The sequence below is a fragment of the Desulfovirgula thermocuniculi DSM 16036 genome, from assembly GCF_000429345.1.
Classification (GTDB): Bacteria; Bacillota; Desulfotomaculia; order Desulfotomaculales; family Desulfovirgulaceae; genus Desulfovirgula; species Desulfovirgula thermocuniculi.
On the sequence record NZ_AUBR01000012.1, the window covers coordinates 1 to 25,053 of the forward strand.

Genomic DNA, 25,053 nt, shown 5'->3' on the forward strand with positions numbered 1-25,053 from the left:
ATCACGCGGGTGGAGCTGGCGGCCATCCTCAGCCGCGTGGTGGAGGCCAAGAAGGTGCCGCTGAGCGGTCAGGCCCCGGCCTTTGCCGACGCGTCGGCCATCCCGGCCTGGGCGAAGAACGCGGTTGAGACGGCAGCGAAGGCGGGCATAGTCTCCGGCTACGAGGACAGGACGTTCAGGCCGGACAAGCCCGTGACGCGGGCGGAAGCCGCCTCCATGATCCTGCGGCTGCTGGAGAAGGTAAAGTAAAAGTGCACCAAAGAAAGATGTGCCAAAGACGATAAGCCATAAGAACATGTTGCAGGGAAGCCGCCTAGAGACAAGGCGGCTTCTTTTTTTAGAGGTCACGTGGTACTCCGATGCGGGTAAAAAATTTTTCCCCGCCCCCGGGAACCTTTTGCCCCTTTCAGTTGTCTAATAAACCAGGTAGCCGAGGAAGGGCCGTCCAGGCGAGGAACGAGTCATCCTCCCAAGGAGGAAATCTGGGCGGGCGCGTAGAATATACCTTCCGCGGCAGAAATTTGCGAGGGGGTGAGGGCTCGGAAGGGATTAGTAGGTTGGCCAACCATTTCGGGAAGCGGCCGAGGGCCGCGGAGCAAGTTGCGTAGAGCAAAAATTTTGAAGGAGGAGGCTAAAGCCGGATGAGGAGATTCCGCAGCAAGTGGATCGCCATCCTGGCCACTCTGGCACTGCTGGCGACCTTACTGGTGCCCATGGTAGGCCCGGCGGCGGCAAGCTGCACATATGGAATTTCAACCGTTAGAAATATTTCGCCGACAGTAGTTGGTAAAACCTATACGTGGATTGGGGACATTTCTATCTATTTTGACCCTTCATCGATGTTAAGTGCTAATCCAGCAAAGGACTATGTAATTTTAACACTACCCGCAACACCTTCTGGTTTTGTTCTTGCGGGAAGCTCTAGCGGTGGCAACGTAACGTCTGCCAATTTGGACACTCCCGCTTATGCTTACAGCGGTGACAATGCGCTTGTAAAAGGAAACGGCGATGTATCTGTAGAGCAACTTGATGCGCGGACTATAAAAATTACCTTGAATAGGATATCAAATACCGGTAGGCCTGGCTTGATTGTATTAAAGGGACTCTACCTGTTCGTGCCTTCGGGGACGCCTTCAGGAGAGGTTAAGATGAAGGCATCCGCATCAGCGTCCTCGATATTTAGCAGTGGTGAACTTACGATTGCAAAAGTTGGGACGGCAACAGTTTACCTCATCAATGAAAGCCAGCCTGTCTTTGGTTCCGAAGGAACAACTTCCGATAACCCAGTTGTAATTGGCGTTAAGGAAGGTACTGCTGGTGCATTCCAAGGTGGTGTAAACAGCAACACCGTTAAGTTTAAGCTACCGCCCGGTTTTTCTTGGGATAATCCAATAGTTGATCAGGTCTTTTGGCCTGCGAACTTCACGGCAAGCGGCAATCAAATACTCAAAGACGGGACGACTCCAGTGCTGAAGCTACAAGTAGGCGGAGATAATAATCGTGAGCTACAGATTGTAGCGCTGGTTGACTTGAACCAAAACGCTTACGGCCTGTACTTCAACATCAAAGCTAACGTCAAGGTCGATGAAACAACAGCACGTCAGGGCGATGTTGTAGTGCAGGTAAGCGGCGAAAGCACCGTATCGCCTTCAACACTTACGATTGGTAAGTATGGTGAGTATTCCGCATCTATTAAGGCGCTCGATGCTCCTCAGATTATAGCCGGTAAGAATGGTGAAAAACTTGGTAGCTTTGCAATTGAAGAAGCTATTCCTGGAAGTTTGTTGAATAACCGCACAATTACTTTAACACTCCCGGCAAACGTTAAATGGGTAAGCCTGCCGAATGTCGATGCCAGTGCGACTACATGGGGCAATGTGACGAGGGTTGATTGGGAATCCATCAGCTCCGACTACAGGACAATAAAAGGTACGGTTAGGACAACAGGTGGCACAACTGGCACTGCAGCAAAGCTTGTTTTCAAAGATGCCGAGGTAATCACATCTGCCGACTTTACCGGAGACCTGGTAGTTGAAATAGCAGGCAGCCAAGGATTTACTGGTACAATGACCTTAGGTAAAGTTGTATCACCTGTTAAAGTAACAGTAAATAACAAACCAAACGTGATTATTGGTAAGAACAATCAATCTGCTGCAGACGTTACAATTGAGGAGATATCTGCTGGTGTAATTGCTGGTACAGTAACAAGAAGCGAATTTGACGCAGCAAACAGGTTGGTAACAACAAATAGCAGCGCAACTGGTCAAGCTAAGCTGGTAATCGCCCTCCCGGATGGCGTCAAGTTCGCATCTGCACCAAAAGTTGAAGTAACCAAGGGCAACCTGCAGCTTGAGGCTGGAAACATTGTAAGCTACATTGCGAAGGATAAGACATATTATGAGATTCCGGTTAAAGCATCAAGCACAGAACCCAGCACAATTAAGATTAGCGGGATCATGCTTAATATCGACCGTACTGTTCCAGAAGGTGACTTAAAACTGTATGTGGGCGGTAGTGCTCTCTATGATGAAGGAGTAGCAGCTAACGGTTATGAATATGACGGTTATATCTTTACGCCGTACAGATATTCAGCAGAAGCAGTAATAGCTAACTGCGTAACACCTGCTCCTGTTGAGCAAAAAGCCACCGCTACCTTCAAGGTCGGCGAAGCCAAGTTCACCGTGAACGGCGTGGAGCAAACCATGGACGTGGCGCCGTACGTGAAGAACGGCCGCACCTACCTGCCGGTGAGGTATGTGGCCATGGCCCTGGGCGTTGCTCCCGAGAACATCTACTATGCTGACGGCGTGGTCACCCTGCTCAAGGGCGGCGTGGCCGTGCAGCTGACCATCGGCAGCAACGTCCTGAAGGTCAACGGCGCCGAGATCAAGATGGACGTTCCCGCCGAGATCTCCAACGGCCGCACCATGCTGCCGTTCCGCTGGGTGGCTCAAGCCCTGGGCGCCAGCGTCAGCTGGGATGAGGCTACCCAGACCGTCAGCATGACCCTGTAACCATCGCCGCACCGCGAGGGCCCGGATGGAACGATCCGGGCCCTTGATTTTTGCAAAGTAGGTGACACAATTGTGATATAATAATATAACAGCAGGCTTTATGAGGAGGAGTAGAAGAGCTATGAAATTTGTTACCGTGCGCGACCTGCGGTTGCACGGGAGGGAAATCTGGAATGTTCTCCGCGCGGGCGAAGAAGCGGTCCTCACCTACAACGGGAGACCGGTAGCACTCCTCATCGGCATACAGGAGGGTGGGCTGGAGGAAACCGTCCGCCTGATACGGCGGGCTCGGGCCCAGGCGGCCGTCTCGCGCATACGCGAGCGCGCCCGCGCCCTGGGGTTGGACAAAATGAGCGAAAGGGACATTGAAGCCGAAATCAAGGCGGCAAGGCGCGCGCGGCAATCATGGTGAAAATTGTCTTGGACACCAACGTGCTCGTTTCGGCTCTCCTGAGCCCCTACGGCCCAGCAGCGCGCGTATTGGATGCGGTCCTCACCGGGCAGATATCTCTTATCTTCGATGACCGTATCCTGCGTGAATATGAGGATGTGCTGTGCAGGGAACGCTTCGGGTTTGCGCCGGAGGACGTGAAAGCGCTCCTGGACTTCATCCGTTCTGAAGGCCTGGGGATCGTCGCGCCGCCACTTAATATCGCGCTGCCGGACCCAGATGATCTAATGTTCGTGGAGGTTGCCGTAGCGGGGGACGCCGATGCCCTCGTGACGGGCAATAAGAAGCATTTCCCGGAGAGCTGCTGTGGTGGGATACCCGTTATATCGCCAGCGGAAATAATTTCGTGGGAAAAGGATCCGCTGCGGGGCTTATTGCGGAGGATGGATACCGGGCGGTAGTAGCTGGAGTAAGGGAGCTGCCTACGGAAGCCGTAGGGTCAAGATGCCTCCGTCGGCATTTTTCGCCGCCAACCTGCCCGGTTCACGATATGTTGACAATATCATGCATTATCAACAATTTTTCCATAACGCCGAACTGTTGGGCGGCAAGTTATCAACAAACTTATCCACATTATCCACAGGGGGTTTTAATTTGGCGGCGGGGGTAGATTTTTTTGCCAGTCCCCTTGCAGGAATTGCCTCTGGCAGCGGGAATAATATTTAACACCCCACAGCAACGACGAGCAATTTTGCCGAGATAAGCTCGTCACTTATGGTAAGTTTAGCGGGGCAAAATTGCTCGTCGAGGGAAAGGAGCTGGTGCAAGTTGCGACTGCAGGTGCGGGGAAGGAATATGGAAGTCACAGATGCCCTCAGGGACTATGTGGAAAAGCGCCTGGGCAAGCTGAAAAAGTACCTGGAGGTCATCAGCGACGTGCAGGTGGTCCTGGCGGTGGAGGGGGACTCCCACCGCGTGGAGGTGACCATCCCCCTGGGGGGCGTGATCCTGCGCGGCGAGGAGGTCACCGCAGATATGTACGCCTCCATCGATCTGGTGGTGGAGAAGCTGGAGAAACAGATCGAGCGCTACAAGGGCCGGCTGCTGCGACGCTACGAGAAGGGAGCATCTGAGGCCAGGGCCGCCGGTCAGAAGGAGGAAGAGGAGGCCCCCCGGGTGGTGCGCACCAAGCGCTTTGCCATTAAGCCCATGACCGTGGACGAGGCCATCATGCAGATGAACCTCCTGGGGCACAGCTTTTTCGTCTTTTCCAACGCCGAGACCAACGAGGTGAACGTGCTCTACCGCCGCCGCGACGGCAACTACGGCCTCATTGAACCGGAGTATTAAGTGTGCTAAAATATGCTGAGGTGGTTTGCCGCATTTTTTGCGGGGAGCGCTTTTCCCCGGCAGGCTGCTGCCGCCTGCCCAATCCGCGCGCGGGAAAAATGCTCCCCGCTTTGCTGGATTTGAGGTGGCATTTATGCTCAAGCTCTTGCGCAACCTGCTGGACGACAACGCGCGGGAGATAAAGAGGCTTTCGCGCCTCGTGGAGCAAATTAACGCGCTGGAGGACGAGGTCAGGCGGCTCTCGGACGAGGATCTCCGCGCCAAGACGCCGGAGTTTAAAGAGCGGCTGGCCCGCGGCCAGAGCTTGGACGACCTGCTCCCCGAGGCCTTTGCCGTGGTGCGGGAGGTGAGCCGCCGGGTGCTGGGGCTGCGCCACTTCGACGTGCAGCTCATGGGCGGCATCGTCCTGCACCAGGGCCGCATTGCGGAGATGAAGACCGGCGAGGGCAAGACCCTGGTGGCCACCCTGCCGGTCTACCTAAATGCGCTCACCGGCAGGGGCGTGCACGTGGTGACGGTGAACGACTACCTGGCCCGCCGGGACAGCGAGTGGATGGGGCCCATCTACCGCTTCCTGGGCCTTTCCGTGGGGCTGATTGTGCACGGCCTGGATACCGCGGCGCGCAAAAAGGCCTACGCCGCCGACGTCACCTACGGCACCAACAACGAGTTCGGCTTCGACTACCTGCGGGACAACATGGCCGTGCACCCGGACCAGGTGGTGCAGCGGGAGCTGTACTACGCCATTGTGGACGAGGTGGACAGCATCCTCATCGACGAGGCCAGGACGCCCTTGATCATCTCCGGCCCGGCGGAGAAGTCCACGGACCTCTACTACACCTTTGCGCGCCTGGTGCCGCGGTTGCAACGCGACGTGGACTATAAAGTGGACGAGAAGGCCCGCACGGTGGTGCTCACCGAGGAAGGCGTGGCCAAGGTGGAGAAGATGCTGGGGGTGGAGAACCTCTACGACGAGAAGAACTACCAGCTGACTCACTACCTGCTTAACGCCCTGAAAGCGTACACCCTCATGAAGCGCGACCGCGACTACGTGGTCAAGGACGGCCAGGTTATCATCGTCGACGAGTTCACCGGGCGCCTCATGTTCGGCCGGCGCTACAGCGACGGGCTCCACCAGGCCATCGAGGCCAAGGAGGGCCTGCGGGTGGAGCGGGAGACGCAGACCCTGGCCACCATCACCTTCCAGAACTACTTCCGCATGTACGAGAAGCTGGCGGGCATGACGGGCACCGCGGCCACGGAGGAGGAGGAGTTCCGCAAGATCTACGGGCTGGACGTGGTGGTCATTCCCACCCACAAGCCCATGATCAGAAAGGACCTCCCCGACGTGGTCTACAAGACGGAGAGGGCCAAGTTCAAGGCCGTGGTGGAGGAGATCGCCCGCCGCCACGCCACCGGCCAGCCGGTGCTGGTGGGCACCATTTCCATTGAGAAGTCCGAGCTTTTGAGCCAGATGCTCAAAAAGCGAGGCATACCGCACCAGGTCTTAAACGCCAAGTACCACGAGAAAGAGGCGGAGATCGTGGCCCAAGCCGGGCGGCTGGGCGCGGTGACCATTGCCACCAACATGGCCGGGCGGGGCACGGACATCCTGCTGGGGGGCAACCCGGAGTTCCTGGCCCAGGCCGAGCTTCGCCAGCAGGGCTACGACCCCCACTCCAGTGATCCCGCCGTGCAGGAGCTCTACCGGGCGGCCCTGGAGAAGTACCGCCGCATTACCGCCGAGGAGCACGAGAAGGTGGTGGCCCTGGGGGGCCTGCACATCATCGGCACCGAGCGCCACGAGAGCCGGCGCATCGACAACCAGCTGCGGGGCCGGGCCGGGCGCCAGGGGGACCCGGGCTCCAGCCAGTTCTTCCTCTCCTTAGAGGACGACCTCATGCGCCTCTTCGGCTCGGAGAACATTGCCGGGCTCATGGACCGCCTGGGCATCGACGAGGACACGCCCATCGAGCACCCCCTGGTCACCAGGTCCATCGAGACGGCCCAGAAGCGCCTGGAGAACCGCAACTTCGAGATCAGAAAGCACATTTTGCAGTACGACGACGTGATCAACCAGCAGCGGGAGATCATCTACCGCCAGCGGCGCCAGGTCCTCATGGGGGAGAACCTCAAAGAGGTCGTCTTAAAGATGGTGGAGGAGACGGTAGAGCGGGCGGTGGATCGCTACTGCCCGGAAGGGGTTCCCCCGGAGGAGTGGGACTTAGACGGCCTCTGCCGCCACGCCGAAAGCCTCTTCCTCCCCGGGCAAAAGGTGGCCCCGGAGGACTTCGGGGAGGCGGGCCGCAAAGAGATTGCCGCGCAGCTAAAAGAGCGGGCGCTATCATGCTACGAGGCGCGGGAAAGGGAGCTGGGGCCGGAGGTCATGCGCGAGCTGGAGCGGCTGCTGCTGCTGCGCATCGTGGACGAGAAGTGGATGGACCACCTCGACGCCATGGACCAGCTGCGGGAGGGCATAGGCTTGAGGGCCTACGGCCAGAAGGACCCCCTGGTGGAGTACAAGTTCGAGGCCTTTGAGATGTTCCGGAACATGGTGGAGAGCATCCAGGAGGACATGGTGCGCTACATTTACCGCGTCAATGTGGCCCCGGCCCTGCGGCAGCGGGAGATGTACGAGAACCGCGGCGAGGAGGGCGCGCGGCAGCCCGTGCGCAGTCAAAAGGTGGGGCGCAACGAGCCCTGCCCCTGCGGCAGCGGCAAGAAATACAAGAAGTGCTGCGGCAGAGTCAGCTAAGAGGAGGGGATGGGACTTGCTTTACGAGCTGAACAGGCAGCTGGAAGAGCTGGGCAAGCGCATGGCGGATTTGAGGGTCTCTCTTTGACCTCGCCGCCGCAAAAGACAGGGTCGAGAAGCTGGAGGAGGCCATGCTGGAGCCGGGCTTCTGGGACGACCCGCGCCGGGCGCAGGCCGTGGTCCAGGAGCTGGCCGGCTTAAAGGAGCGCCTGGAGGACTTTGCGGCGCTGGAAAAGGCCTACGAGGACCTGCAGGTGCTCGTAGAACTCCTGAAAGAGGAAGAGGACGCCGACGCGCTGCAGGAGGCGGCGGAAGAGCTGAAAAAGCTCGCCCGCCGGGTGGAGGAGATGGAGCTGGAAATACTGCTTTCCGGGCCGTACGACCGCGGCAACGCCATCGTCTCCCTGCACGCCGGGGCCGGGGGCACCGAGGCCCAGGACTGGGTGCAGATGCTCTTCCGCATGTACACCCGCTGGGCGGAAGAGAAGGGCTACACCGTCACCGTCCTGGACATGCTGCCCGGGGACGAGGCGGGCTTGAAAAGCGTCACCTTCCAGGTGGCCGGGCCCAACGCCTACGGCTACCTGCGTGCGGAAAAGGGCGTGCACCGGCTGGTGCGCATCTCCCCCTTTGACGCCGCCGGGAGGCGGCACACCTCCTTTGCCTCCGTGGACGTGCTGCCGGACTTGGACGAGGACGTGGAGGTGGAGATCCGCCCGGAGGACCTGCGCATCGACACCTTCCGGGCCAGCGGGGCCGGCGGCCAGCACGTGAACAAGACCGAGTCCGCCGTGCGCATCACCCACCTGCCCACGGGCATCGTGGTCTCCTGCCAGAGCGAACGCTCCCAGCTGGCCAACCGCAACGCGGCCATGAAGTTGTTAAAGGCCAAGCTCCTGGACCTGGAGATGAAGAAGCGCGAGGCCGAGCTGGCCCAGCTGCGGGGGGAGCAGACGGAAATTGCCTGGGGCAACCAGATCCGCTCCTACGTCTTTCACCCCTACAGCCTGGTCAAGGACCACCGCACCGGGGTGGAGGTGGGCAACGTGCAATCAGTCATGGACGGGGAGATCGACGAGTTCATTGCCGCGTTCTTACGGGAAAAGGCCAGGGAGCAGGCCAAGAGGGCCTCTTAAAAAGGGGCCCTCTTTAATTCCCGTGTCGTTTCCTGCAGGATTTTGCTCCGGGTGGTGAGAATAATAATGCTCTGTTTGCAGGGGGCGTTTGGCGCGGGGGTGAGAGGGTGAGAGGTGAGGTGGCGCGCGTGCTGAGCGAGATCCTGGGCGTTTCGCTGGGGGTGCTGCTGGTGGCCCTCGGCCTGGACCTCTTCCTGGTGCCCAACAAGATTGCCGCCGGCGGCGTGAGCGGCCTGGCCACGGTCATCTACCACCTCACCGGCGCCCCCGTGGGCATGACCATGCTGGCCCTGAACGTGCCTCTATTTCTTTTGGCCGTCTACCGCCTGGGGCTGAGGTTCGGCTTTCGCTCCCTTTACGGCACGGTGAGCCTTTCCCTGGTGGTGGACGCCCTGGCGCCCTTCTTGCCCGTGCCCACGCACGATCCCCTCCTGGCCAGCATTTACGGGGGGGTGCTGAGCGGGCTGGGGCTGGGCCTGGTTTTCCGCTACCGGGGGACCACCGGCGGCACCGACCTGGCGGCGGCGGTCCTGCGCACCTACACGGGGGCCAACGTGGGCCAGCTCCTCTTCCTGGTGGACGGGGCCATCGTGCTCGCGGCGGGTTTCTCTTTTCGCTCCTGGGAGCTGGCCATGTACGCCCTCATCACCATTTTCGTTACCTCCTGGCTCATCGACCAGGTGCAGGAGGGTATCAGCTACACCAAGGCCTTCTTCATCATCTCGCCCCGCGCGGAAGCAATTGCCCGGGCCGTGCTCCTCGAGCTCAACCGGGGCGCCACGGCCATAAAAGGACGGGGCATGTACACCGGCGAGGAGCGGGAGGTGCTACTGGTGGTGGTCAACCGCGCGGAGGTCACGCGGTTAAAGGACCTGGTCTACCGGGAGGACCCCCGGGCCTTCGTCATCCTGGCCGACGTGCACGAGGTGCTGGGGGAAGGTTTCAAGGACTGGCGGGAGTACTACCGGCGCTGACTTTACTTTACAAGGGGTGCTTTTTCATGGATGAAGGCAGGATCAGGCGGCTGGAAGAAAAGGCGCGCGCGCTGCGCCGCCACGTGATCACCATGACCGGGAAGGCCGGCTCGGGCCACCCGGGGGGATCACTCTCTTGCGCCGACATCGTGGCCGCGCTGTACTTTGAGGTGCTGCGCATTGACCCCCAAAGGCCCGACTGGGAGGACCGCGACCGCTTCGTGCTTTCCAAGGGCCACGCCGCGCCGGTGCTGTACGCGGCCCTGGCCGAGCGGGGCTTTTTCCCCGTGGAGGAGCTGCTCACCCTGCGGCGCCTGGGCAGCCCCCTGCAGGGGCACCCGGACATGAAGCGCCTCCCCGGGGTGGAGTTTTCCACCGGGTCGCTGGGGCAGGGGCTGGCGGCGGCCAACGGCATGGCCCTGGCCGCCCGACTGGACGGGAAGGATTACCGGGTGTACGTGCTCCTGGGCGACGGGGAGGTGCAAGAGGGGATGGTCTGGGAGGCGGCCATGGCGGCGGCCCACTACCGCCTGGACAACCTCACCGCCTTCCTGGACTACAACGGCCTGCAGATCGACGGCCCGGTGGCCGAGGTGATGGGCGTGGAGCCCCTGCCCGACAAGTGGCGGGCCTTCGGCTGGGACGTGCAGGTTATCGACGGCCACAGCATGGCGGAGATCCTGGCCGCCGTGGAGCGCGCCCGCGCCGTAAAGGGCAGGCCCCAGATGATCATTGCCCGCACGGTTAAGGGCAAGGGAGTTTCCTTCATGGAAAACCAGGTGGACTGGCACGGCACGGCGCCGAAGCCGGAGGAAGTGGCGCGCGCGCTGGCGGACCTGGCGTAGCAACAAGGAGGTTTTGCGGCGATGAAGATGATTGCCACCCGGGACGCCTACGGGGAGGCCCTGGTGGAGCTGGGCAAAGAAAACCCCCGCGTGGTGGTCCTGGACGCCGACCTTTCCAAGTCCACCAAGACGGTGGAGTTCAAGAAACGCTTCCCGGAGCGCTTTTTCAACCTGGGCATTGCCGAGCAGAACCTGGTGGGCACGGCGGCCGGCCTGGCCGCCGCCGGGAAGATCCCCTTCTGCAGCACCTTTGCCGTCTTTGCCGCCGGGCGGGCCTTCGAGCAGGTGCGCAACAGCGTGGCCTATTCCCGCCTGAACGTGAAGATTGCCGCCACCCACGCCGGGATCACCGTGGGGGAGGACGGCGGCTCCCACCAGGCGGTGGAGGACATCGCCCTCATGCGGGTGCTGCCCAACATGACCGTGTTCGTCCCCGCCGACGCCTGGGAGACCCGGGCGGCGGTGCGGGCGGCGGCGGAGATCGCCGGCCCCGTATACATACGCCTGGGCCGCCCCAAGGTGCCCGTGCTGCACGAGGGCGGCTGCGCGGATTTCGTGCCCGGGCGCGCCATGCTCATGCGCGAAGGCCGCGACGCCACCGTTATTGCCTGCGGCATCATGGTGGCCGCGGCCCTGGAGGCCGCCGGGGAGCTGGCCGCGGAGGGGCTTTCCGTGCGCGTGCTCAACATGCACACCATCAAGCCCCTGGACGTGGAGGCCGTGCTGGCGGCCGCCCGCGAGACGGGGGCCATTGTCACCGCCGAGGAGCACTCGGTGATCGGCGGGCTGGGCGGCGCGGTGGCCGAGGTGGTGTGCGAGCACCACCCCGTGCCGGTGCTGCGCGTGGGGCTGCCGGACGTCTTCGGGGAGTCGGGCACGCCGGAGGAACTCCTGCAAAAATACGGCCTGACGGCGCAAAACATTGCCGCCAAGGTGCGGACCGCCGTAAAGTTGAAGGGGAAATGAGAGGAAAAGGAAGAGAAAACGTCGAATTATTTTACCCCGTGAACCTTTTGCGGGTTTGCTGGGGGGCAGGAAGTTGCTCCGCTTTTACGGCGTCTGCAAGGAGTACCCCAACGGGGCCAAGGCTTTAGAGGACATCAACCTGCACGTCAGGAAAGGGGAGTTCGTCTTTTTGGTGGGCCCCACCGGGGCCGGAAAGACCACCCTTTTAAAGCTCATCTTCCGCGAGGAACTGCCCACGCGGGGGCAGGTCATCTTTAACGGGCGCAACATAGCCCGCCTCAGGCCCCGCGAGGTGCCTTATTTGCGCCGCCGCATAGGCATCGTCTTCCAGGACTTCCGGCTGCTGCCCACCAAGACCGTTTACGAGAACGTGGCCTTTGCCCTGGAGGTCACCGGCACCTCCGGGAGGGAGATAAGGAGGCGCGTGCCGGAGGTGCTGCGCCTGGTGGGCCTGGAGGAGAAAATGCACGCCTTCCCCGCCCAGCTCTCCGGCGGGGAGCAGCAGCGCGTGGGCATCGCCCGCGCCATTGTCAATAACCCCCCCCTGCTGGTGGCCGACGAGCCCACCGGCAACCTGGACCCCAACACTTCCTGGGAAATCATGGACTTGTTTTGCCGCATCAACGCCGCCGGCACCACGGTCATCGTGGCCACCCACGCCTGGGACATGGTGGGGGCCATGGACAAGCGCGTGGTGGTGCTGGAGGGCGGGCGGATCACCAGGGACGACTACGGGCGGGTGGCCCTGCCCCACACCGGCGGCCCCGCCGGGCGGCGGCAGCAGGAGACGGGCGGGTGATGGTGCCGTGAGGGCGCTAAAATATTACTTCCGGGAAGCGCTGCTCTCCATTGCCCGCAACAGCTGGCTTTCGCTGGCCGCCGTGGGGACGGTGACCGTTTCCCTTTTCATCCTGGGCTTTTCCCTGCTGGTGGTCATGAACGTCAACCGGCTGGCCGACTATTTGGAGTCCAGCGTGGAGGTAAGCATCTTCTTAAAGGACGGGCTCACCGGCCAGCAATTACAGGACCTCCAGAATCGCATCCGCGCCCTGCCCGGCGTGGTGGAGGTGCAGTTCATTTCCAAAAAGCAGGCCCTGGAGGAGATGAAGAAGAACCTGGGGCCCAACCGCGGCCTTTTGGAGGGGCTGGAGGAGGACAACCCCCTCCCCGACGCATTCCGCGTGCGGACGCAGCGGGCCGACCAGGTGGCGGCAGTGGCTAAAGAAGCGGCCTCCCTGCCCGGGGTGGAGGACGTGCGCTACGGGCAGGGGGTGGTGGAGAGGCTGGTGGCGGTCACCCGCTGGGTGCGCCTGGCGGGGCTGGCGTCCATGGCCCTGATCGGCGCCGCGGCGGTCTTCCTCATCTCCACCACCATCCGCCTCTCGGTGTTTTCCCGGCAGCGGGAGATCGGCATCATGAAGTACCTGGGGGCCACCAACTGGTTCGTGCGCTTCCCCTTCCTCCTGGAGGGCATGATGCTGGGCCTGGCGGGCTCCGCCCTGGCCGCCCTGCTGGTGCACGCGGGATATGCGGCGGTGGTCAGGTCGGTGACCGGGGCCATGCCCTTCATCCCCGTGGTGGGGCAGGACCAGGCCTTTTTTGCCCTCCTGGGGTCGCTGGTCGCCCTCGGCCTCCTGGTGGGGGCCGCGGGCAGCCTCATTTCTATCCGGCGCTTCTTAAACGTCTAGGCGAGAGGGTGGCTTACCTTGCGGCTCGCGGCAGTGCTGCTCTTTTGGCTCTTCCTCCTCACGAACCTGTGGCCGGCCCTGGGGGCCACGCTGGAAGAGCAACTGCAGGATACCAGGGAGAAGCTCAACTACGAGCAGCAGCAGGTGCGCCAGTACCAGCGGGCGGTGCGCGCCTACCAGGACCGGGTGGCCGCCATGGAGCGGGCCGTGGCGGAAATCGAGGGGAAGCTGAAGCAGCTGGAAGGAAGCTTAAGCGCGGTGCAGGCGGAAATCGCGCGCACCGAGCAGGACATCAAAGAGACGGGGGCCAGGCTGGAGGAAAGCCGCCGGCAGATGAAGCGGCGCCTGCGGGAAGCCTACAAGCAAAAGGAAGTGGGCTACCTGGAGGTGCTGCTGGCCGCCCGGGACTTCGGGGACTTCCTTAATCGCTTTGAGCTTTTAAAGAGGGTGCTGGCGAAAGACGCCGCCACGGTCAGGGAGTTCCTGGCCCTAAAGAAGGACCTGGAGCAAAAGAAGGCCGGTCTGGAGGAGCAAAAGGCGCGCCTGGCCGGGCTCATACGCCAGCAGGAGGAGCTGCGGCAGCAGCTGGCCGCCAGGAAGGAAGAGCAGCGGGTGCTGCTGGCCCAGGCGCAGCAGGAGCTGAGCCGCCACGAAGAGGCCGCAGAGCGGCTAAAAGCGCAGGAGCAGGAAATCCTGCGGCAGATTGCCCTGCAGCGGGCCGGACGACAGCCCTCCTCCCAGCAGGGAGGCCGCTTTGCCTGGCCTGTGCCCGGCTACTACTCCCTCTCTTCGGGCTTCGGCTACCGCCGCCACCCCATCCTGGGCTACGTGCGCCTGCACAACGGCATCGACATTCCCGCGCCCACGGGCACGCCGGTGGTGGCCGCCCGCGGGGGCACGGTCATTTACGTGGGCTACATGCAGGGCTACGGCAGGGTGATCATGCTGGACCACGGGGGCGGGGTGACCACCCTCTACGCCCACCTCTCCAGCCAGGAAGTTTACCAGGGCCAGGAAGTGAGCCAGGGCCAGGTCATCGGCCGGGTAGGCAGCACGGGGCTGTCCACCGGGCCCCACCTGCACTTTACGGTCATGGTTAACGGTCAGGAAGTAGATCCCATGGCCTACCTGTAGTATAATACCAGAGTAGTTCTTCTCAAGGCAGGTGAGGGTGATGCGGGGCAGGGGACTGCGCTGGCTGGCCGTGGTGGCGGGTATGGCCCTTTTTTTCTGCGCCTTCTCCCTCGGCGGCCTCCTGGCCACCAACTACCAGCACCTGGGCACCTTTTTAAAAGTGCTGGCCCTCATCAGGACCCAGTACCTGGAGCCGGTGCCCGCCGCCACCCTGGTGGACGGCGCCATCAAGGGCATGGTCAAGGCCTTAAACGACCCTTACTCCGTGTACCTGGAGCCCAGGGAGTACGTGCACCTGCAGGAGCAGATCCGGGGCAGCTTTGGCGGCCTGGGGATACTGGTGGGCATTAAAGACGAGTACCTCACGGTGGTGCGCGCCTACCAGGGGACGCCGGCCCAGAGGGCGGGCCTGCGGCAGGGGGACATCATCACCCGCATCAACGACCAGGATGCCCGCGGCCTGGACCTGGATACGGCGGTGAGCATGCTGCGGGGCCCCGTGGGCACGAAGGTGAAGCTGACCATCGTGCGCAAGGGCCAGCAGCCCTGGGACGTGGAGCTGGTGCGGGAAGAGATTAACGTGCCCACCGTGGAGGGCAGAATATTGCCGGGCGGCGGCATCGGCTATGTGGCTCTCTCCCAGTTTACGGAGAAGACGCCCGCCGAGCTGGAGGCCACCCTCTCCCGCCTGAAGGCCGAGGGGATGCGGGCCCTTATCCTGGACCTGCGCAACAACCCGGGGGGAGAGCTGCGCGCGGCAGTTAAGGTGGCCGGTTACTTTGTCCCCAAGGGGCCGGTGGTTTACATACAGTACCGCGACGGCAAGGAAGAAACCTACACCTCCGAGGGGCACACTTTAAATTTGCCCCTGGTGGTGTTGGTCAACGGGGGCACGGCCAGCGCGGCGGAGATCCTGGCCGGCGCCATTAAAGACACCGGGGCCGGCACGCTGGTGGGCGAGAAGACCTTCGGCAAGGGCGTGGTGCAGACCATCTTCGACCTGGACAACGGTGCCGGGCTGAAGCTGACCATTGCCCGCTACCTGACCCCCTCGCGGCAGGACATCCACAGGAAGGGCGTCGAGCCGCACGTGGTTGTGGAGCAGGACCCCCACGCGGAAAAGGATTACCAGCTGGAAAAGGCCGTGGCTATCTTGGGGAGCAGGCTGGCCAGGGCGGCATAGGGGTGAAAGAGTGTTTCCCTTCCAGCAGGTCATACCCATGATCCTGGCCACCCTCGCCGGCGCCCTCGCCGACCCTCTCTTCTGGGTGGTGGTGATGCTGGTGGCCCTGCAGTACCGGCGCATGGCCGCCGTGAGGAGGGTCTTTTTCGGCGAGGCGGCGCTGGGCGGCGTGTGGCGCGAGACCGCCCTGGCCTCGGCCTACGGCCTGGGCGGCGGCTTTTTGGGGAGCCTGGTCATCGTGCTGGTGGGGCTCACCCTTTCCGGTTCGGGATTGATTTACCTCTGGCCGGTGGCCATCTTGCTGATGCTCATCAACGCCCGCTTCCTGTGCTTTGCCTACGCGGGCGGCGTGCTGGCGCTGGCCAATCTTTTTTTTGGCTTCCCGGAGGTCAACATTGCCCAGGTGCTGGCCCTGGTGGCCGTCTTGCACATGGTGGAGAGCCTCCTCATCCTGGCCGGCGGCCACCTGGGGGCCGTGCCGGCCTACTTCCGGGCGCCGGGCGGGCGCGTGGTGGGCGGTTTCACCCTGCAGCGCTTCTGGCCCATCCCCATTGCCGCCTTGGCGGTGGTGGGCCCGGTGGCCGTGCAGCACGGGGTGGCCATGCCCGAGTGGTGGCCGCTGTTTAAGCCGGACGTTCCCGGCAATCCCGCCGAGCTGACCTATGCCCTCGTGCCGGTAGTGGCCGGCCTGGGCTACGGCGACCTGGCCGTTTCCCGCCGGCCCGCGGCCAAGAGCCGCCTCTCCGCCCTCTACCTGGGCACCTACAGCCTGCTGCTCCTCCTGCTGGCCTACTGGTCCCAGCACCACCGCGCCCTGGCCTTCCTGGCCGCCCTTTTTTCTCCCCTGGGCCACGAGCTGGTCATTTACGCCGGCAAGAGAGGGGAGTTCCGCCGGAGCCCCCTCTACGTCCCGCCGGAGCGGGGGGTGGGGGTGCTGGACGTCATCCCCGAGGCCCCGGCCTACCGGGCGGGCCTGCGCCCGGGGGACGTCCTCCTGGCCGTAAACCAGCAACCGGTGAATTCCCGCCGGGAGCTGGAGGAGGCGCTGGCCTGGGCCTGGGGGCCGGTGGAGGTGGAGTTCCTGCACGGGTCGGGCCGGGCGTACCGCCGGGAAGTGGTATCCTGGCGCCACAAGGGGCAGCCTTTTGGGCTCCTCCCGGTTCCGGAGGGGTACGAGGAGGAGGTCATGGACGTGAGCACCGCCGGCCCCTTGTGGCGCTGGTGGAGCGGCTTCTGGCGCCGCCTTAAGGGGAGCTAGGGTCAAATAAAAGTTGACACCGCAAAAGAGACGGGGATAAAATTTTGCTTAAAGCGCGCAAAATGGGAAGGTGAAATGCCGTGTGCGAAGCCAACGCCTACCTGCGCAAAAACGGCCAGGAGGAGCTTTTCTTTGAAAACGTGGACCGGGTCATCCCCCACGAGGACGGCCTTCTCTTGGAGGACATCTTCGGCCGCCGCAAGATCGTTAAGGCCAGGATCGTGGAGCTGGCCCTGGTGGACCACCGCATTATCCTGGAGAAGCTGGAATAGGGCGAGAAAAAAAGGGGGCAGGCTTAGCCTGCCCCCTCACTGCGGGGTGAGGGTATGCTCTGGTCGCAGCAGAGCCTTTTCGGCGATCCCGGGTGGGATCTCACCCACATCAACGACCTGGCCGCCCTGGAGGAAAAGGTGAAGACCTGCCGGCGCTGCGGCCTGCGCAGCGGCTGCCGCGGGGTGGTTTTCGGCGAGGGCAACCCCAGGGCCAAGCTGGTCCTCTGCGGGGAGGGCCCCGGGGAAGACGAAGACCGCCTGGGCCGCCCCTTTGTGGGGCGGGCGGGCCAGCTGCTGGACAAGATCCTGGCCGCCTGCGGTTTTGAGCGCTTCACCCACGTGTACATCCTCAACGCCGTCAAGTGCCGCCCGCCGGGAAACCGCATCCCCACGGAGGAAGAGCGGGCCGCCTGCCGGCCCAACCTGGAGGCCCAGCTACGCATCCTCAGGCCCAGGATCATCGTCCTGCTGGGCGCCACCGCCCTGCAGGTGCTGCTTGACCCCCGGGGGCGCATTTCCCGGGACCGGGGGCGCTGGGTGGAAAGGGACGGCGTCTGGTACATGCCCACCTACCACCCGGCGGCGCTCCTGCGCAACCCCAACCTGAAGCGGGAGGCCTGGGAGGACTTCAAGCAGGTGGTGGCCAAGTACCGGGAACTCATCGACCCGGGTCACGTGGCCCCTTACTGCTAGTTAATTGGCGGCATTGGGGCGGCCGGCTCCTTTCTTCCGGCGGCTGCCGGTTTCTTTGCCCCGGGGGCGGGCGGTCCCGCGTGCCGGTGGCCGCCCGCTTTTACACCCCCCGCGCGCGAATTTCCCTTACTGCCGGTCGAGCGGCGGCCAGGCGGTGAGCCCCTGGCGGCGCGCCTGCCGCAAAAGCCCCGTTAGCCTCCTTTCCGCCGCATTTATCTTAAAAATGGTGTAATCGACCAGGTCGCTGCCGGCCAGGTGAAACTCCTCCCAGGCTTCCTTTAGCTCGCGGCGCGCTTCATCGATGATCTCCAGCAGACCGGGTGCCCTGCGGGGCCGAAGGCGCGGGGCGAGCCTGGCAAGAACTTCGCGCACGCTTTTTTACCCCACCTCCTTTGATTCATAGATATGCCCCTGCGGGCCCTTTCTAGAAGGGCTAAATTTTTTGTCCCGGCGGGGGAAGATAAATACAAGTAAATTGCGCGCTTTTGGGGTGAAGAAGCCGTGCCGGCAAGCGTTTTGGCCCGCATTGCCCGCCGCTTTAAGCCTGCTCCTGTCGGCCCCCGGCGCCTGCCGGGGGCGGCGGGGCGCCGGCCCGTGCTCCTGGCCCTGCTGGTGGCGGTGCTGCTGCTCCTCCCCGGGTGCCCCGAGCGGGAGAAAGCAGGGGAGCAGCAGGTGTCCCCCCAGGTGAGGGTGGCCGTCAGCCTGGCCGGCGCGCAGGAAGACGCAAACCGCATAATGCGGCAGGCCATGGAGTCCCGCGCCCGGCAGGAGAAATTGAGCGTCACCTGGCTGGATGCCGGGGGCGACGCCGCGGTGCAGGAGCGGCAGCTCAGAGAGCTGGCGGGGAAGGTGGCCGCCGTGGTCGTCCAGCCGGTGGACCCTGCGGGGATTAAGGAGGCCTTAAAGCGGCTGGCCGGGGAAAACGTGAAGGTGGTGGCCCTGGAGCAGCTTCCCGCCGATGCCCCGGTGGACGCCTTTGTCTCCTTTGACCGCGACGCGGCGGGGCGCCTGGCCGCTTCCCTGCTGCAGCAGGCGGGAGAAAAGGGCGGCGGCGTACTCTTCCTTGGCCCGAAGGGCGGCGCCTGCCGCGAGGTGCTGGCGGCGGCCAGGAAAGCCCTGGGGGGCTTGCGCCTCCTGGAGGAAGTGATCCTGGAGAAGGATGAGGCCGGGGCGGCGGAGGCTGCCGTGCGGCAGGCCCTGGAAAAGTACGGCGCGCGCCTGGGCGGCGTGCTGGCCGTCGGCAGCCGGGCGGCGGCGGGGGCGCTCGCGGCGGTGAAGGAAGCGGGGGCGCAGGAGCGCGTGGTGACCGTGGGGGTCGGGGCGGGGAGGGAGGCCTGGGAGGCGCTGGTGGCCGGGGAGCACGACGGCGAGGTGGACACGCGTCCGGACCTTCTGGGCAGTTACGCCCTGGAGGCGGCCCTGGAGCTGGCCAGGGGCGGCTACTGGCCGCACGATGCCCGTGTGCCCAGCGGCAGCTACAGCGTGCCGGCCCGCATCGTGCCCGTGCGCCTCATCCGCCGGGAAAACGCCTACCTTTTGGCCGGGCGCTGGGGTGAAGGTGGCGGCGCGCAGGGCGCCCGGCAGCCGGAGCCGGCGGGCCGGCAGGGGGGCGAGGGCCGGGATGAGGGTCACGACGAGGGCCGCAAAGAAGAAGAAAAGCCCCGCACCATCCTGCGCATTACCACCCGGGAAGGCAGGGTGCTGGAGGTGGAGGTGCCCGGCGAGATCGAGAGAATCGAGAGCACCACGGGGGGAGGGGCCGCCGGGGCGGGCGGCGCCCGCACGGACGGGGGTTAGAGCCGCGGTACGGTATATAGGAGCTTGTGGGTGCGGCGGCAGTTGATTGGTGCCGTGCCTGCGGCTGGCCGCAGCTTCTCCGCCTACCGCAGGCCCACCGCCCTGGAGAGCTGATACACAATGTACTGGTTGAGGCTGACCCCCTCCTCCCGCGCCTTTTCGGCCAGCGCACGGTGCAGGGACTTCGGGGCGCGCACCAGGATGCGCCCGCTGTAGCTTTCGTCCACCGGTTCGGGGACTTCTTCACCCCTTTCCAGGGCATCCGCTATCCAGCAGCGCTTGGCGTCTTCAACCATCTCCATGAGTTCCTCCAGGGTTTCACTCTGGGTAAGGCAGCCGGGTAGATCCGGAACTTCCGCAACATAGCCGCCCTCGGGCGAGGGGTAGATTACTACCCTGTAAGGCAGGCGAAGGTAGTATTCCAGGCCCTTATTCATCTTCCTGCACCTCCTCCAAAAGCTTGATCGCCCTCTTGACGTAGGCGAGTAGGACATACGGCTGGCGGTAAGGGACCACCAGCTTGAACTTGCCTTTCCGGTAAACGTAATGGCTGGACCCGCCTCCCGGCTGGCTGCGTTCAAAGCCTGCCCTGCGGAGCACCAGGTCCAGCTCGTCAAACCTTACCGTTTTCGGGTTGCGCTTGATTTTCTCCAGGAGCTTCTTCAGGCTGCCCAAAAGACACCACATCCTACCGCTGTTATGATAGCACATACGATAGTGCCGCGTCAAATGAAATTGCCCGCACCATCCTGCGCATTACCACCCGGGAAGGCAGGGTGCCGGAGGTGGAGGTGCCCGGCGAGATCGAGAGGATCGGGAGCACCACGGAGGGAGGGGCCGCCGGGGCGGGCGGCGCCCGCACGGACGGGGGTTAGAGCCGCGGTACGGTATATAGGGGCTTGTGGGTGCGGCGGCAGTTGATTGGTGCCGTGCCTGCGGCGTATAATCTAGCCAGGGGTGCAGGAAATGGCTTGGGCCAGGCCGCAGATTAAGTTTACCTACGAGGACTACTGCCTGCTTCCGGAGGAAAAAAGGGTGGAGCTGATCGGGGGGGACTTCTATTTGGTACCTTCGCCCAGCGTCTTTCACCAGCGGGTGGCCGCCAATATCGAGGACATCCTGCGGCGCTTTGTAAAGGAGCGGAAGCTGGGAGAGGTGTTTTTGGCCCCCCTGGATGTGGTGCTCTCCCCTCACGACGTGGTGCAGCCCGATATAATGTTCATTTCCCGGGAACGCCTTCACCTGATAGATGAAGAGAACATTAAGGGGCCGCCCGACCTGGTGGTGGAGGTGCTTTCCCCTCCCACGGCCGAAAGGGACCGCACCCTCAAAAAGAAACTTTATGCCAAGAGCGGGGTGCGGGAACTCTGGCTGGTGGACGTGGCGGCCCAGGTGGTGGAGGTGTTCGACCTGGAGGCGTGCGAGGACGCGTCCCCTGCGGTGTATGCCAGGGGTGAGGGAAGGAAGCTTTTATCCGGGGTCCTGCCCGGCCTGGAGGTTAGCCTGGACGAGGTCTTTTAAGGAACCGCTCAAAAAGCGAGGGGGGAGGGGGCCCCCTCGCTTTTTTACCGCAGGCCGAAGCGCTCCTCCAGGGGGTGGTAGGAGGGCGGGAAGAGGGGCCTTTGGCGCATTCCCAGGAAAGGCGTGGGGAAGCGCATGGCGCCTGCCCGGTGGGTGGCCTCCAGGCCGTAGAGCACCTCTTCCGCCAGGCTCCAGGGAAAGGCAAAGCACATTTCGTGATCCTGGGTATGGGCAAAAATCCTCTCCCCGGAGCCGGGGACCACCACCTGGCACTGCTGCTGCAGGTACGGGGCGGCCAGCGCGGCGGCGCAGGAGTTGCGCCCGATGAAGGTGGAGGTGATGGCCCCGCCTTTTTTATAGAGGGCGCTGTGGATGAGGCGGGCCACCTGGGCCGGGCTGCCGTAAACGAGCACCACGTCAGGCTCAAAGGCGGCGCGGCCCAGCGGCGCCAGCCAGACGCTTTTTATTTTGCCCAGGGGCAGGCGGGCCATGTGCCGGTGGGTGAGTTCGCAGGCCTCTGCCGTCTCGCCGTAGAGCGGCTGGACCACCGCGCTCATTTTCAGATCCGGCGGCTCCTCCGCCAGCCCCAGCACCACCAGCGAGGGGGCGCAGGCGTGGTCTTCCTTTAAAAAGCCCATCGTCCAGCCCAGGTAGCGGGCAAGGGAGATGCCCTGGCAGATGCACAGGGGGTGGCCCAGGGCGGCGACGGGGCGCCGCGCCTTGGGCGGCAGGTCCTCCTCGCCGGAAAGCTTAACGGCCACCGGGAAGGTGGCGGGCCGCAGGTACTCCTCCAGCCTGGCCGATGCGGTCTGGGGGTCAAGGGCCATACTCTTTTCCCTCCCGCGAGAAATTTGTGAATTTTATATAAAGTTCTCTTCTCCCGCGGGCATTCCTCCCGCGGCGGCAAGATTTATTGGTAAAAGGAAAGATGGAGAAGCTCATAAACGCGAGAAAAAATTCTTCGGCAAGATGATTAACTTGCATATCAAGTTGGTATAAAATACGTGGTATCAATTGATGTTGAGAACTCTCTGTTTTAGAAGGTGATGAGATGACTGGAAAGGTGTTCGAAGGTAATATTTTACAGCGATGCCGAGACTTGATCAGGGAAGTTGTTCCTGAGGCCAAAGTAATTCTATACGGTTCGAGGGCGCGGGACGACGCCGATCCCCATTCCGACTACGACTTGCTGGTTCTGGTGAAGAATTCGGCAGATTGGCATCTCGAGGAGAAGATTAGGGAAAAAATTTACCTGGGTGGCTGAACGTGAAGGTGCGCGCCTTTCCCTGCGCGGTCGGCGGCAGGCCGGGCTACGACCTGGAGGTCCTGGCTCCGGAGGCCACCGTGCAGGACTACCTGGAAGCCGTCAACCGCTTTATTGCCGAGGAGTACGGGGGTCGCCTCTGCTCCGGCGGGCCGGGCCGCCCCTGCACCGCCTGCTGCTGGGAGCGCGTCCCCCTCACCTACCCCGACGTGGCGGCCTACCTGGCGGAAGAGAGCATCAGGGAGCAACTGGCCGGTGCCCCCTCCCCGCTGCTGGCCTTCCTGGAGAGGTTTGCCCATGTGGTGGTGGACGGCCCGGTGGTGGACGTGAGCCTGGCCCGTAAACACGACGGCTCCTGCCTTTTCCTGGACGCCGGGAGGGGCCGCTGCGCCCTTTACGCCCGCCGGCCCCTGGTCTGCCAGACCTACCTGTGCCGGCGGCCCTCCCGCCGGGCGGCAAGGGTGCGTAGCCGGGTGGTTAACGCCGGCATGGACGAGCTGGTGCGCCGTATGCTCCTGGAAAGCCGCCGCCTGGGCCGCCTGCCGGTGATGCACGAGTCCCGCCGCCCCTGCCCGCGCCCCGAGGACTACGACCCCGGGCCTTTCCGGGGCCGGGAGCGCTTCGGCGAGGTCCTTTTAAGGGACCTCCTGCCCCCGGGCCTGTGGCGCGATTTAATTGACAGTCGCCGCAAAGGGAAATAGAATCTAAAAGGAAGCGAGGTCTCCTTACCAGGGGCAGCCGTGGCCGGACGGGGAGGAGGGGAGGCAGCGTTGAAGGCAGGAGCATTCAAGCTGAAATCCGACTTTGAACCCCGGGGCGACCAGCCCAAGGCCATTGCCCAGCTGGTGGAAGGTCTCCAAAAGGGCTACCGCATGCAGACCCTGCTGGGGGTGACCGGCTCCGGGAAAACCTATACCATGGCCCAGGTCATCCAGGCGGTGCAGCGGCCCACCCTGGTCATTGCGCCCAACAAGGCCCTGGCCGCGCAGCTCTGCAGCGAGTTCCGGGAGTTTTTCCCGGAAAACGCCGTGGAATATTTTATCAGCTACTACGACTACTACCAGCCCGAGGCCTACATCCCGGAGACGGACACCTACATTGAAAAGGACTCCTCCATTAACGACGAGATCGACAAGCTGCGCCACTCGGCCACCTGCGCGCTCCTCGAGCGGCGGGACGTGATCATCGTGGCCAGCGTTTCCTGCATCTACGGCCTGGGGGACCCGGAGGAGTACCGCACCCAGGTGGTCTCCCTGCGCCGGGGAGGCGTTTACGACCGGGACGAGGTGCTGCGCCGGCTGGTGGCCATTCAGTACGAGCGCAACGACATCAACTTCACCCGCGGCAAGTTCCGGGTGCGGGGGGACGTGGTGGAGGTCTACCCCGCTTCCTTTACCGAAAGGGCCGTCCGCATCGAGTTTTGCGGGGACGAGATCGAGCGCATTGTGGAGTTTGACGTGCTCACCGGGGAGGTGCTGGGCGAGCGGCGGCACGTGTCCATCTTTCCCGCCAGCCACTACGCCGTGTCGAGGCCCCGGCTGGAGAGGGCCATTGCCTCCATCGAGGCCGAGCTGGAGCAGAGGCTGGCGGAACTTTTGGCCCAGGGGAAGCTCCTGGAGGCCCAGCGCCTGGAGCAGCGCACGCGGTACGACATCGAGATGATGCGGGAGGTGGGCTACTGCAAGGGCATCGAGAACTACTCCCGCCACCTCACCGGGCGCGCCCCCGGCGAGCCGCCCTACACCCTGCTGGACTACTTTCCCGAGGATTTCCTCCTCTTCATTGACGAGTCCCACGTGGCCATTCCCCAGATCCGGGGGATGTACGAGGGGGACCGCTCGCGCAAAACGGCCCTGGTGGAGTACGGCTTCCGCCTGCCCTCGGCCTTTGACAACCGCCCGCTGAAGTTCGAGGAGTTTTTGAGCAAGATAAACCAGGTAATCTTCGTCTCCGCCACCCCGGGGCCCTTTGAGCTGGCCCACAGCTCCCAAGTGGTGGAGCAGATCATCCGGCCCACGGGCCTGGTGGACCCGGAAGTTGTCGTGCGCCCCACCCGCGGGCAGATGGACGACCTGCTGGCGGAAATCCGCCAGAGGGTGGCCAAGAACCAGCGGGTGCTCATCACCACCCTCACCAAGAAGATGGCCGAGGACCTCACCGACTACCTGCGGGAGTTCGGCGTGAGGGTGCGCTACATGCACGCGGAAATCAACGCCTTAGAGCGCATGGAGATCCTGCGCGACCTGCGCCTGGGCGTTTTCGACGTGCTGGTAGGCATCAACCTCCTGCGGGAGGGCTTGGACCTGCCCGAGGTGAGCCTGGTGGCCATCCTGGATGCGGACAAGGAGGGCTACCTGCGCTCCGAGCGCTCACTCATCCAGACCATCGGGCGGGCCGCCCGCAACGTGGAGGGCAAGGTCATTTTGTACGCCGACCGCATCACCGAGTCCATGGCCAGGGCCATTGCGGAAACGGAGCGGCGGCGCAAAATACAGATGGAGTACAACGCAAAGCACGGCATCGTGCCGCGCACGGTGGAAAAGGGCATCCGGGACGTCATCGAGGCCACCAAGGCGGCGGAGGCCAGGGCGGTCTACCGGGCTCAAGGCAGGGAGCGCCGCCGCATGAGCAAAAAAGAGCTCCGCCAGACCATTGCCCGCCTGGAGAAGGAGATGCGCGAGGCGGCGCGACACCTGGAGTTCGAAAGGGCGGCGGAGCTGCGGGACCTGATCATCGAGCTGCGCCTGGAATTACGGGGCCTGGACCGCCGCCTGGTGCCCCTGGGGGAAGTTGTCGGGGAGTGAGGTTCCCC

General features: G+C 63.4%; 27 protein-coding genes. 23 read left to right on the forward strand and 4 right to left on the reverse strand.

Annotated elements, in window-relative coordinates; translation table 11 throughout:
* The 18 genes from G454_RS0104605 to G454_RS0104685 form a co-directional block, all read left to right on the forward strand.
* On the forward strand, positions 1-249 hold a 249-nt coding region (locus G454_RS0104605), incomplete at its 5' end, for an S-layer homology domain-containing protein (RefSeq protein ID WP_027717654.1).
* Positions 250-641: 392 nt separating this feature from the next.
* The gene (locus G454_RS20810; RefSeq protein ID WP_084413265.1) at positions 642-3,014 is read left to right on the forward strand and encodes a copper amine oxidase N-terminal domain-containing protein; all 2,373 of its coding nucleotides are present in this window, start codon (positions 642-644) and stop codon (positions 3,012-3,014) included.
* A gap of 121 nt (positions 3,015-3,135) precedes the next feature.
* A complete protein-coding gene (locus tag G454_RS0104615) occupies positions 3,136-3,426 on the forward strand; it encodes a type II toxin-antitoxin system Phd/YefM family antitoxin (protein ID WP_027717656.1) in 291 nt (96 codons plus the stop codon).
* Between the two features lie 8 nt (positions 3,427-3,434).
* Complete coding sequence (locus G454_RS17760) at positions 3,435-3,866, forward strand: putative toxin-antitoxin system toxin component, PIN family (protein WP_211229957.1); 432 nt, start codon at positions 3,435-3,437, stop codon at positions 3,864-3,866.
* Between the two features lie 43 nt (positions 3,867-3,909).
* Positions 3,910-4,131, forward strand: coding sequence for a hypothetical protein (locus G454_RS21365; RefSeq protein WP_156896666.1), 222 nt, complete (start codon positions 3,910-3,912; stop codon positions 4,129-4,131).
* 102 nt (positions 4,132-4,233) lie between these two features.
* Positions 4,234-4,755: a ribosome hibernation-promoting factor, HPF/YfiA family gene (hpf, locus tag G454_RS0104625; RefSeq protein WP_027717657.1), complete on the forward strand. Its 522-nt coding sequence runs from the start codon at positions 4,234-4,236 to the stop codon at positions 4,753-4,755.
* A gap of 133 nt (positions 4,756-4,888) precedes the next feature.
* Positions 4,889-7,510, forward strand: coding sequence for a preprotein translocase subunit SecA (gene secA, locus G454_RS0104630; protein ID WP_027717658.1), 2,622 nt, complete (start codon positions 4,889-4,891; stop codon positions 7,508-7,510).
* A gap of 16 nt (positions 7,511-7,526) precedes the next feature.
* Positions 7,527-8,646, forward strand: a protein-coding gene (gene prfB / locus G454_RS0104635; protein ID WP_425387435.1) for a peptide chain release factor 2 whose coding sequence is annotated in 2 segments (ribosomal slippage) — positions 7,527-7,595 and positions 7,597-8,646 — 1,119 coding nt in all. Because the reading frame shifts where the segments join, the coding sequence is not laid out codon by codon here.
* 107 nt (positions 8,647-8,753) lie between these two features.
* Entirely contained in the window at positions 8,754-9,620 is an 867-nt protein-coding gene (locus tag G454_RS0104640) for a YitT family protein (RefSeq protein ID WP_027717660.1), read from the forward strand.
* A 26-nt stretch (positions 9,621-9,646) separates the two neighbouring features.
* Positions 9,647-10,465, forward strand: a complete 819-nt coding sequence (locus G454_RS0104645) for a transketolase (RefSeq protein ID WP_027717661.1) — start codon at positions 9,647-9,649, stop codon at positions 10,463-10,465.
* Positions 10,466-10,486: 21 nt separating this feature from the next.
* The gene (locus tag G454_RS0104650; RefSeq protein WP_027717662.1) at positions 10,487-11,431 is read left to right on the forward strand and encodes a transketolase family protein; all 945 of its coding nucleotides are present in this window, start codon (positions 10,487-10,489) and stop codon (positions 11,429-11,431) included.
* A gap of 73 nt (positions 11,432-11,504) precedes the next feature.
* Positions 11,505-12,230, forward strand: a complete 726-nt coding sequence (ftsE, locus tag G454_RS17765; RefSeq protein ID WP_051275895.1) for a cell division ATP-binding protein FtsE — start codon at positions 11,505-11,507, stop codon at positions 12,228-12,230.
* A 7-nt stretch (positions 12,231-12,237) separates the two neighbouring features.
* Positions 12,238-13,119 carry a permease-like cell division protein FtsX gene (gene ftsX, locus G454_RS0104660; RefSeq protein ID WP_027717663.1) on the forward strand — a complete coding sequence of 294 codons (882 nt, stop codon included), beginning with the start codon at positions 12,238-12,240 and terminating at the stop codon, positions 13,117-13,119.
* 18 nt (positions 13,120-13,137) lie between these two features.
* Positions 13,138-14,253: a murein hydrolase activator EnvC family protein gene (locus G454_RS0104665; protein WP_027717664.1), complete on the forward strand. Its 1,116-nt coding sequence runs from the start codon at positions 13,138-13,140 to the stop codon at positions 14,251-14,253.
* A 40-nt stretch (positions 14,254-14,293) separates the two neighbouring features.
* Positions 14,294-15,436 (forward strand): S41 family peptidase, encoded by a 1,143-nt coding sequence (locus G454_RS0104670; RefSeq protein WP_035106953.1) that lies wholly within the window; start codon positions 14,294-14,296, stop codon positions 15,434-15,436.
* Positions 15,437-15,446: 10 nt separating this feature from the next.
* Positions 15,447-16,694 (forward strand): PDZ domain-containing protein, encoded by a 1,248-nt coding sequence (locus G454_RS0104675; protein ID WP_027717666.1) that lies wholly within the window; start codon positions 15,447-15,449, stop codon positions 16,692-16,694.
* Positions 16,695-16,774: 80 nt separating this feature from the next.
* Positions 16,775-16,966 carry a CooT family nickel-binding protein gene (locus G454_RS0104680; RefSeq protein ID WP_027717667.1) on the forward strand — a complete coding sequence of 64 codons (192 nt, stop codon included), beginning with the start codon at positions 16,775-16,777 and terminating at the stop codon, positions 16,964-16,966.
* 54 nt (positions 16,967-17,020) lie between these two features.
* On the forward strand, positions 17,021-17,659 hold the full coding sequence (locus G454_RS0104685) for a uracil-DNA glycosylase (RefSeq protein ID WP_084413266.1): 639 nt from the start codon (positions 17,021-17,023) through the stop codon (positions 17,657-17,659).
* A gap of 126 nt (positions 17,660-17,785) precedes the next feature.
* Here G454_RS0104685 and G454_RS17770 read toward each other — a convergent pair whose 3' ends face one another.
* Positions 17,786-18,031, reverse strand: a complete 246-nt coding sequence (locus G454_RS17770) for a DUF2508 family protein (RefSeq protein ID WP_035106955.1) — start codon at positions 18,029-18,031, stop codon at positions 17,786-17,788.
* Between the two features lie 129 nt (positions 18,032-18,160).
* Here G454_RS17770 and G454_RS0104695 point away from each other — a divergent pair, with 129 nt between their 5' ends.
* A complete protein-coding gene (locus G454_RS0104695; protein ID WP_027717669.1) occupies positions 18,161-19,456 on the forward strand; it encodes a sugar ABC transporter substrate-binding protein in 1,296 nt (431 codons plus the stop codon).
* An 83-nt stretch (positions 19,457-19,539) separates the two neighbouring features.
* Here the strand turns inward: G454_RS0104695 and G454_RS0104700 are convergent, their stop codons facing one another.
* A complete protein-coding gene (locus tag G454_RS0104700) occupies positions 19,540-19,893 on the reverse strand; it encodes a type II toxin-antitoxin system HicB family antitoxin (RefSeq protein WP_027717670.1) in 354 nt (117 codons plus the stop codon).
* The gene (locus G454_RS0104705; RefSeq protein ID WP_027717671.1) at positions 19,886-20,131 is read right to left on the reverse strand and encodes a hypothetical protein; all 246 of its coding nucleotides are present in this window, start codon (positions 20,129-20,131) and stop codon (positions 19,886-19,888) included. The genes G454_RS0104700 and G454_RS0104705 overlap by 8 nt, the downstream gene beginning before the upstream one ends.
* A gap of 291 nt (positions 20,132-20,422) precedes the next feature.
* Here G454_RS0104705 and G454_RS0104715 point away from each other — a divergent pair, with 291 nt between their 5' ends.
* Positions 20,423-20,977, forward strand: a complete 555-nt coding sequence (locus tag G454_RS0104715; protein WP_027717672.1) for a Uma2 family endonuclease — start codon at positions 20,423-20,425, stop codon at positions 20,975-20,977.
* A 44-nt stretch (positions 20,978-21,021) separates the two neighbouring features.
* Here the strand turns inward: G454_RS0104715 and G454_RS0104720 are convergent, their stop codons facing one another.
* The gene (locus tag G454_RS0104720; protein ID WP_035106959.1) at positions 21,022-21,804 is read right to left on the reverse strand and encodes a DUF169 domain-containing protein; all 783 of its coding nucleotides are present in this window, start codon (positions 21,802-21,804) and stop codon (positions 21,022-21,024) included.
* Positions 21,805-22,040: 236 nt separating this feature from the next.
* On the opposite strand from G454_RS0104720, the gene G454_RS17775 reads away from it, so the two are divergent.
* The 3 genes from G454_RS17775 (at position 22,041) to uvrB (ending at position 25,045) form a co-directional block, all read left to right on the forward strand.
* Positions 22,041-22,241, forward strand: a complete 201-nt coding sequence (locus tag G454_RS17775) for a nucleotidyltransferase domain-containing protein (RefSeq protein WP_211229958.1) — start codon at positions 22,041-22,043, stop codon at positions 22,239-22,241.
* Between the two features lie 2 nt (positions 22,242-22,243).
* On the forward strand, positions 22,244-22,942 hold the full coding sequence (locus tag G454_RS0104730; protein WP_027717674.1) for a YkgJ family cysteine cluster protein: 699 nt from the start codon (positions 22,244-22,246) through the stop codon (positions 22,940-22,942).
* Between the two features lie 69 nt (positions 22,943-23,011).
* Positions 23,012-25,045: an excinuclease ABC subunit UvrB gene (gene uvrB / locus G454_RS0104735; RefSeq protein ID WP_027717675.1), complete on the forward strand. Its 2,034-nt coding sequence runs from the start codon at positions 23,012-23,014 to the stop codon at positions 25,043-25,045.
* Positions 25,046-25,053: the final 8 nt, after the last annotated feature.

Bases quoted from the DNA above. Each gene is read 5' to 3' on its own strand.
- G454_RS0104645 (WP_027717661.1), top strand. From the start codon at position 9,647: ATGGATGAAGGCAGGATCAGGCGGCTGGAAGAAAAGGCGCGCGCGCTG.
- secA (WP_027717658.1), top strand. From the start codon at position 4,889: ATGCTCAAGCTCTTGCGCAACCTGCTGGACGACAACGCGCGGGAGATA.
- G454_RS0104670 (WP_035106953.1), top strand. From the start codon at position 14,294: ATGCGGGGCAGGGGACTGCGCTGGCTGGCCGTGGTGGCGGGTATGGCC.
- G454_RS0104615 (WP_027717656.1), top strand. From the start codon at position 3,136: ATGAAATTTGTTACCGTGCGCGACCTGCGGTTGCACGGGAGGGAAATC.
- G454_RS0104685 (WP_084413266.1), top strand. From the start codon at position 17,021: ATGCTCTGGTCGCAGCAGAGCCTTTTCGGCGATCCCGGGTGGGATCTC.
- G454_RS0104650 (WP_027717662.1), top strand. From the start codon at position 10,487: ATGAAGATGATTGCCACCCGGGACGCCTACGGGGAGGCCCTGGTGGAG.
- G454_RS0104715 (WP_027717672.1), top strand. From the start codon at position 20,423: ATGGCTTGGGCCAGGCCGCAGATTAAGTTTACCTACGAGGACTACTGC.
- G454_RS0104720 (WP_035106959.1), bottom strand. From the start codon at position 21,804: ATGGCCCTTGACCCCCAGACCGCATCGGCCAGGCTGGAGGAGTACCTG.
- G454_RS20810 (WP_084413265.1), top strand. From the start codon at position 642: ATGAGGAGATTCCGCAGCAAGTGGATCGCCATCCTGGCCACTCTGGCA.
- G454_RS21365 (WP_156896666.1), top strand. From the start codon at position 3,910: ATGCCTCCGTCGGCATTTTTCGCCGCCAACCTGCCCGGTTCACGATAT.
- G454_RS0104700 (WP_027717670.1), bottom strand. From the start codon at position 19,893: ATGAATAAGGGCCTGGAATACTACCTTCGCCTGCCTTACAGGGTAGTA.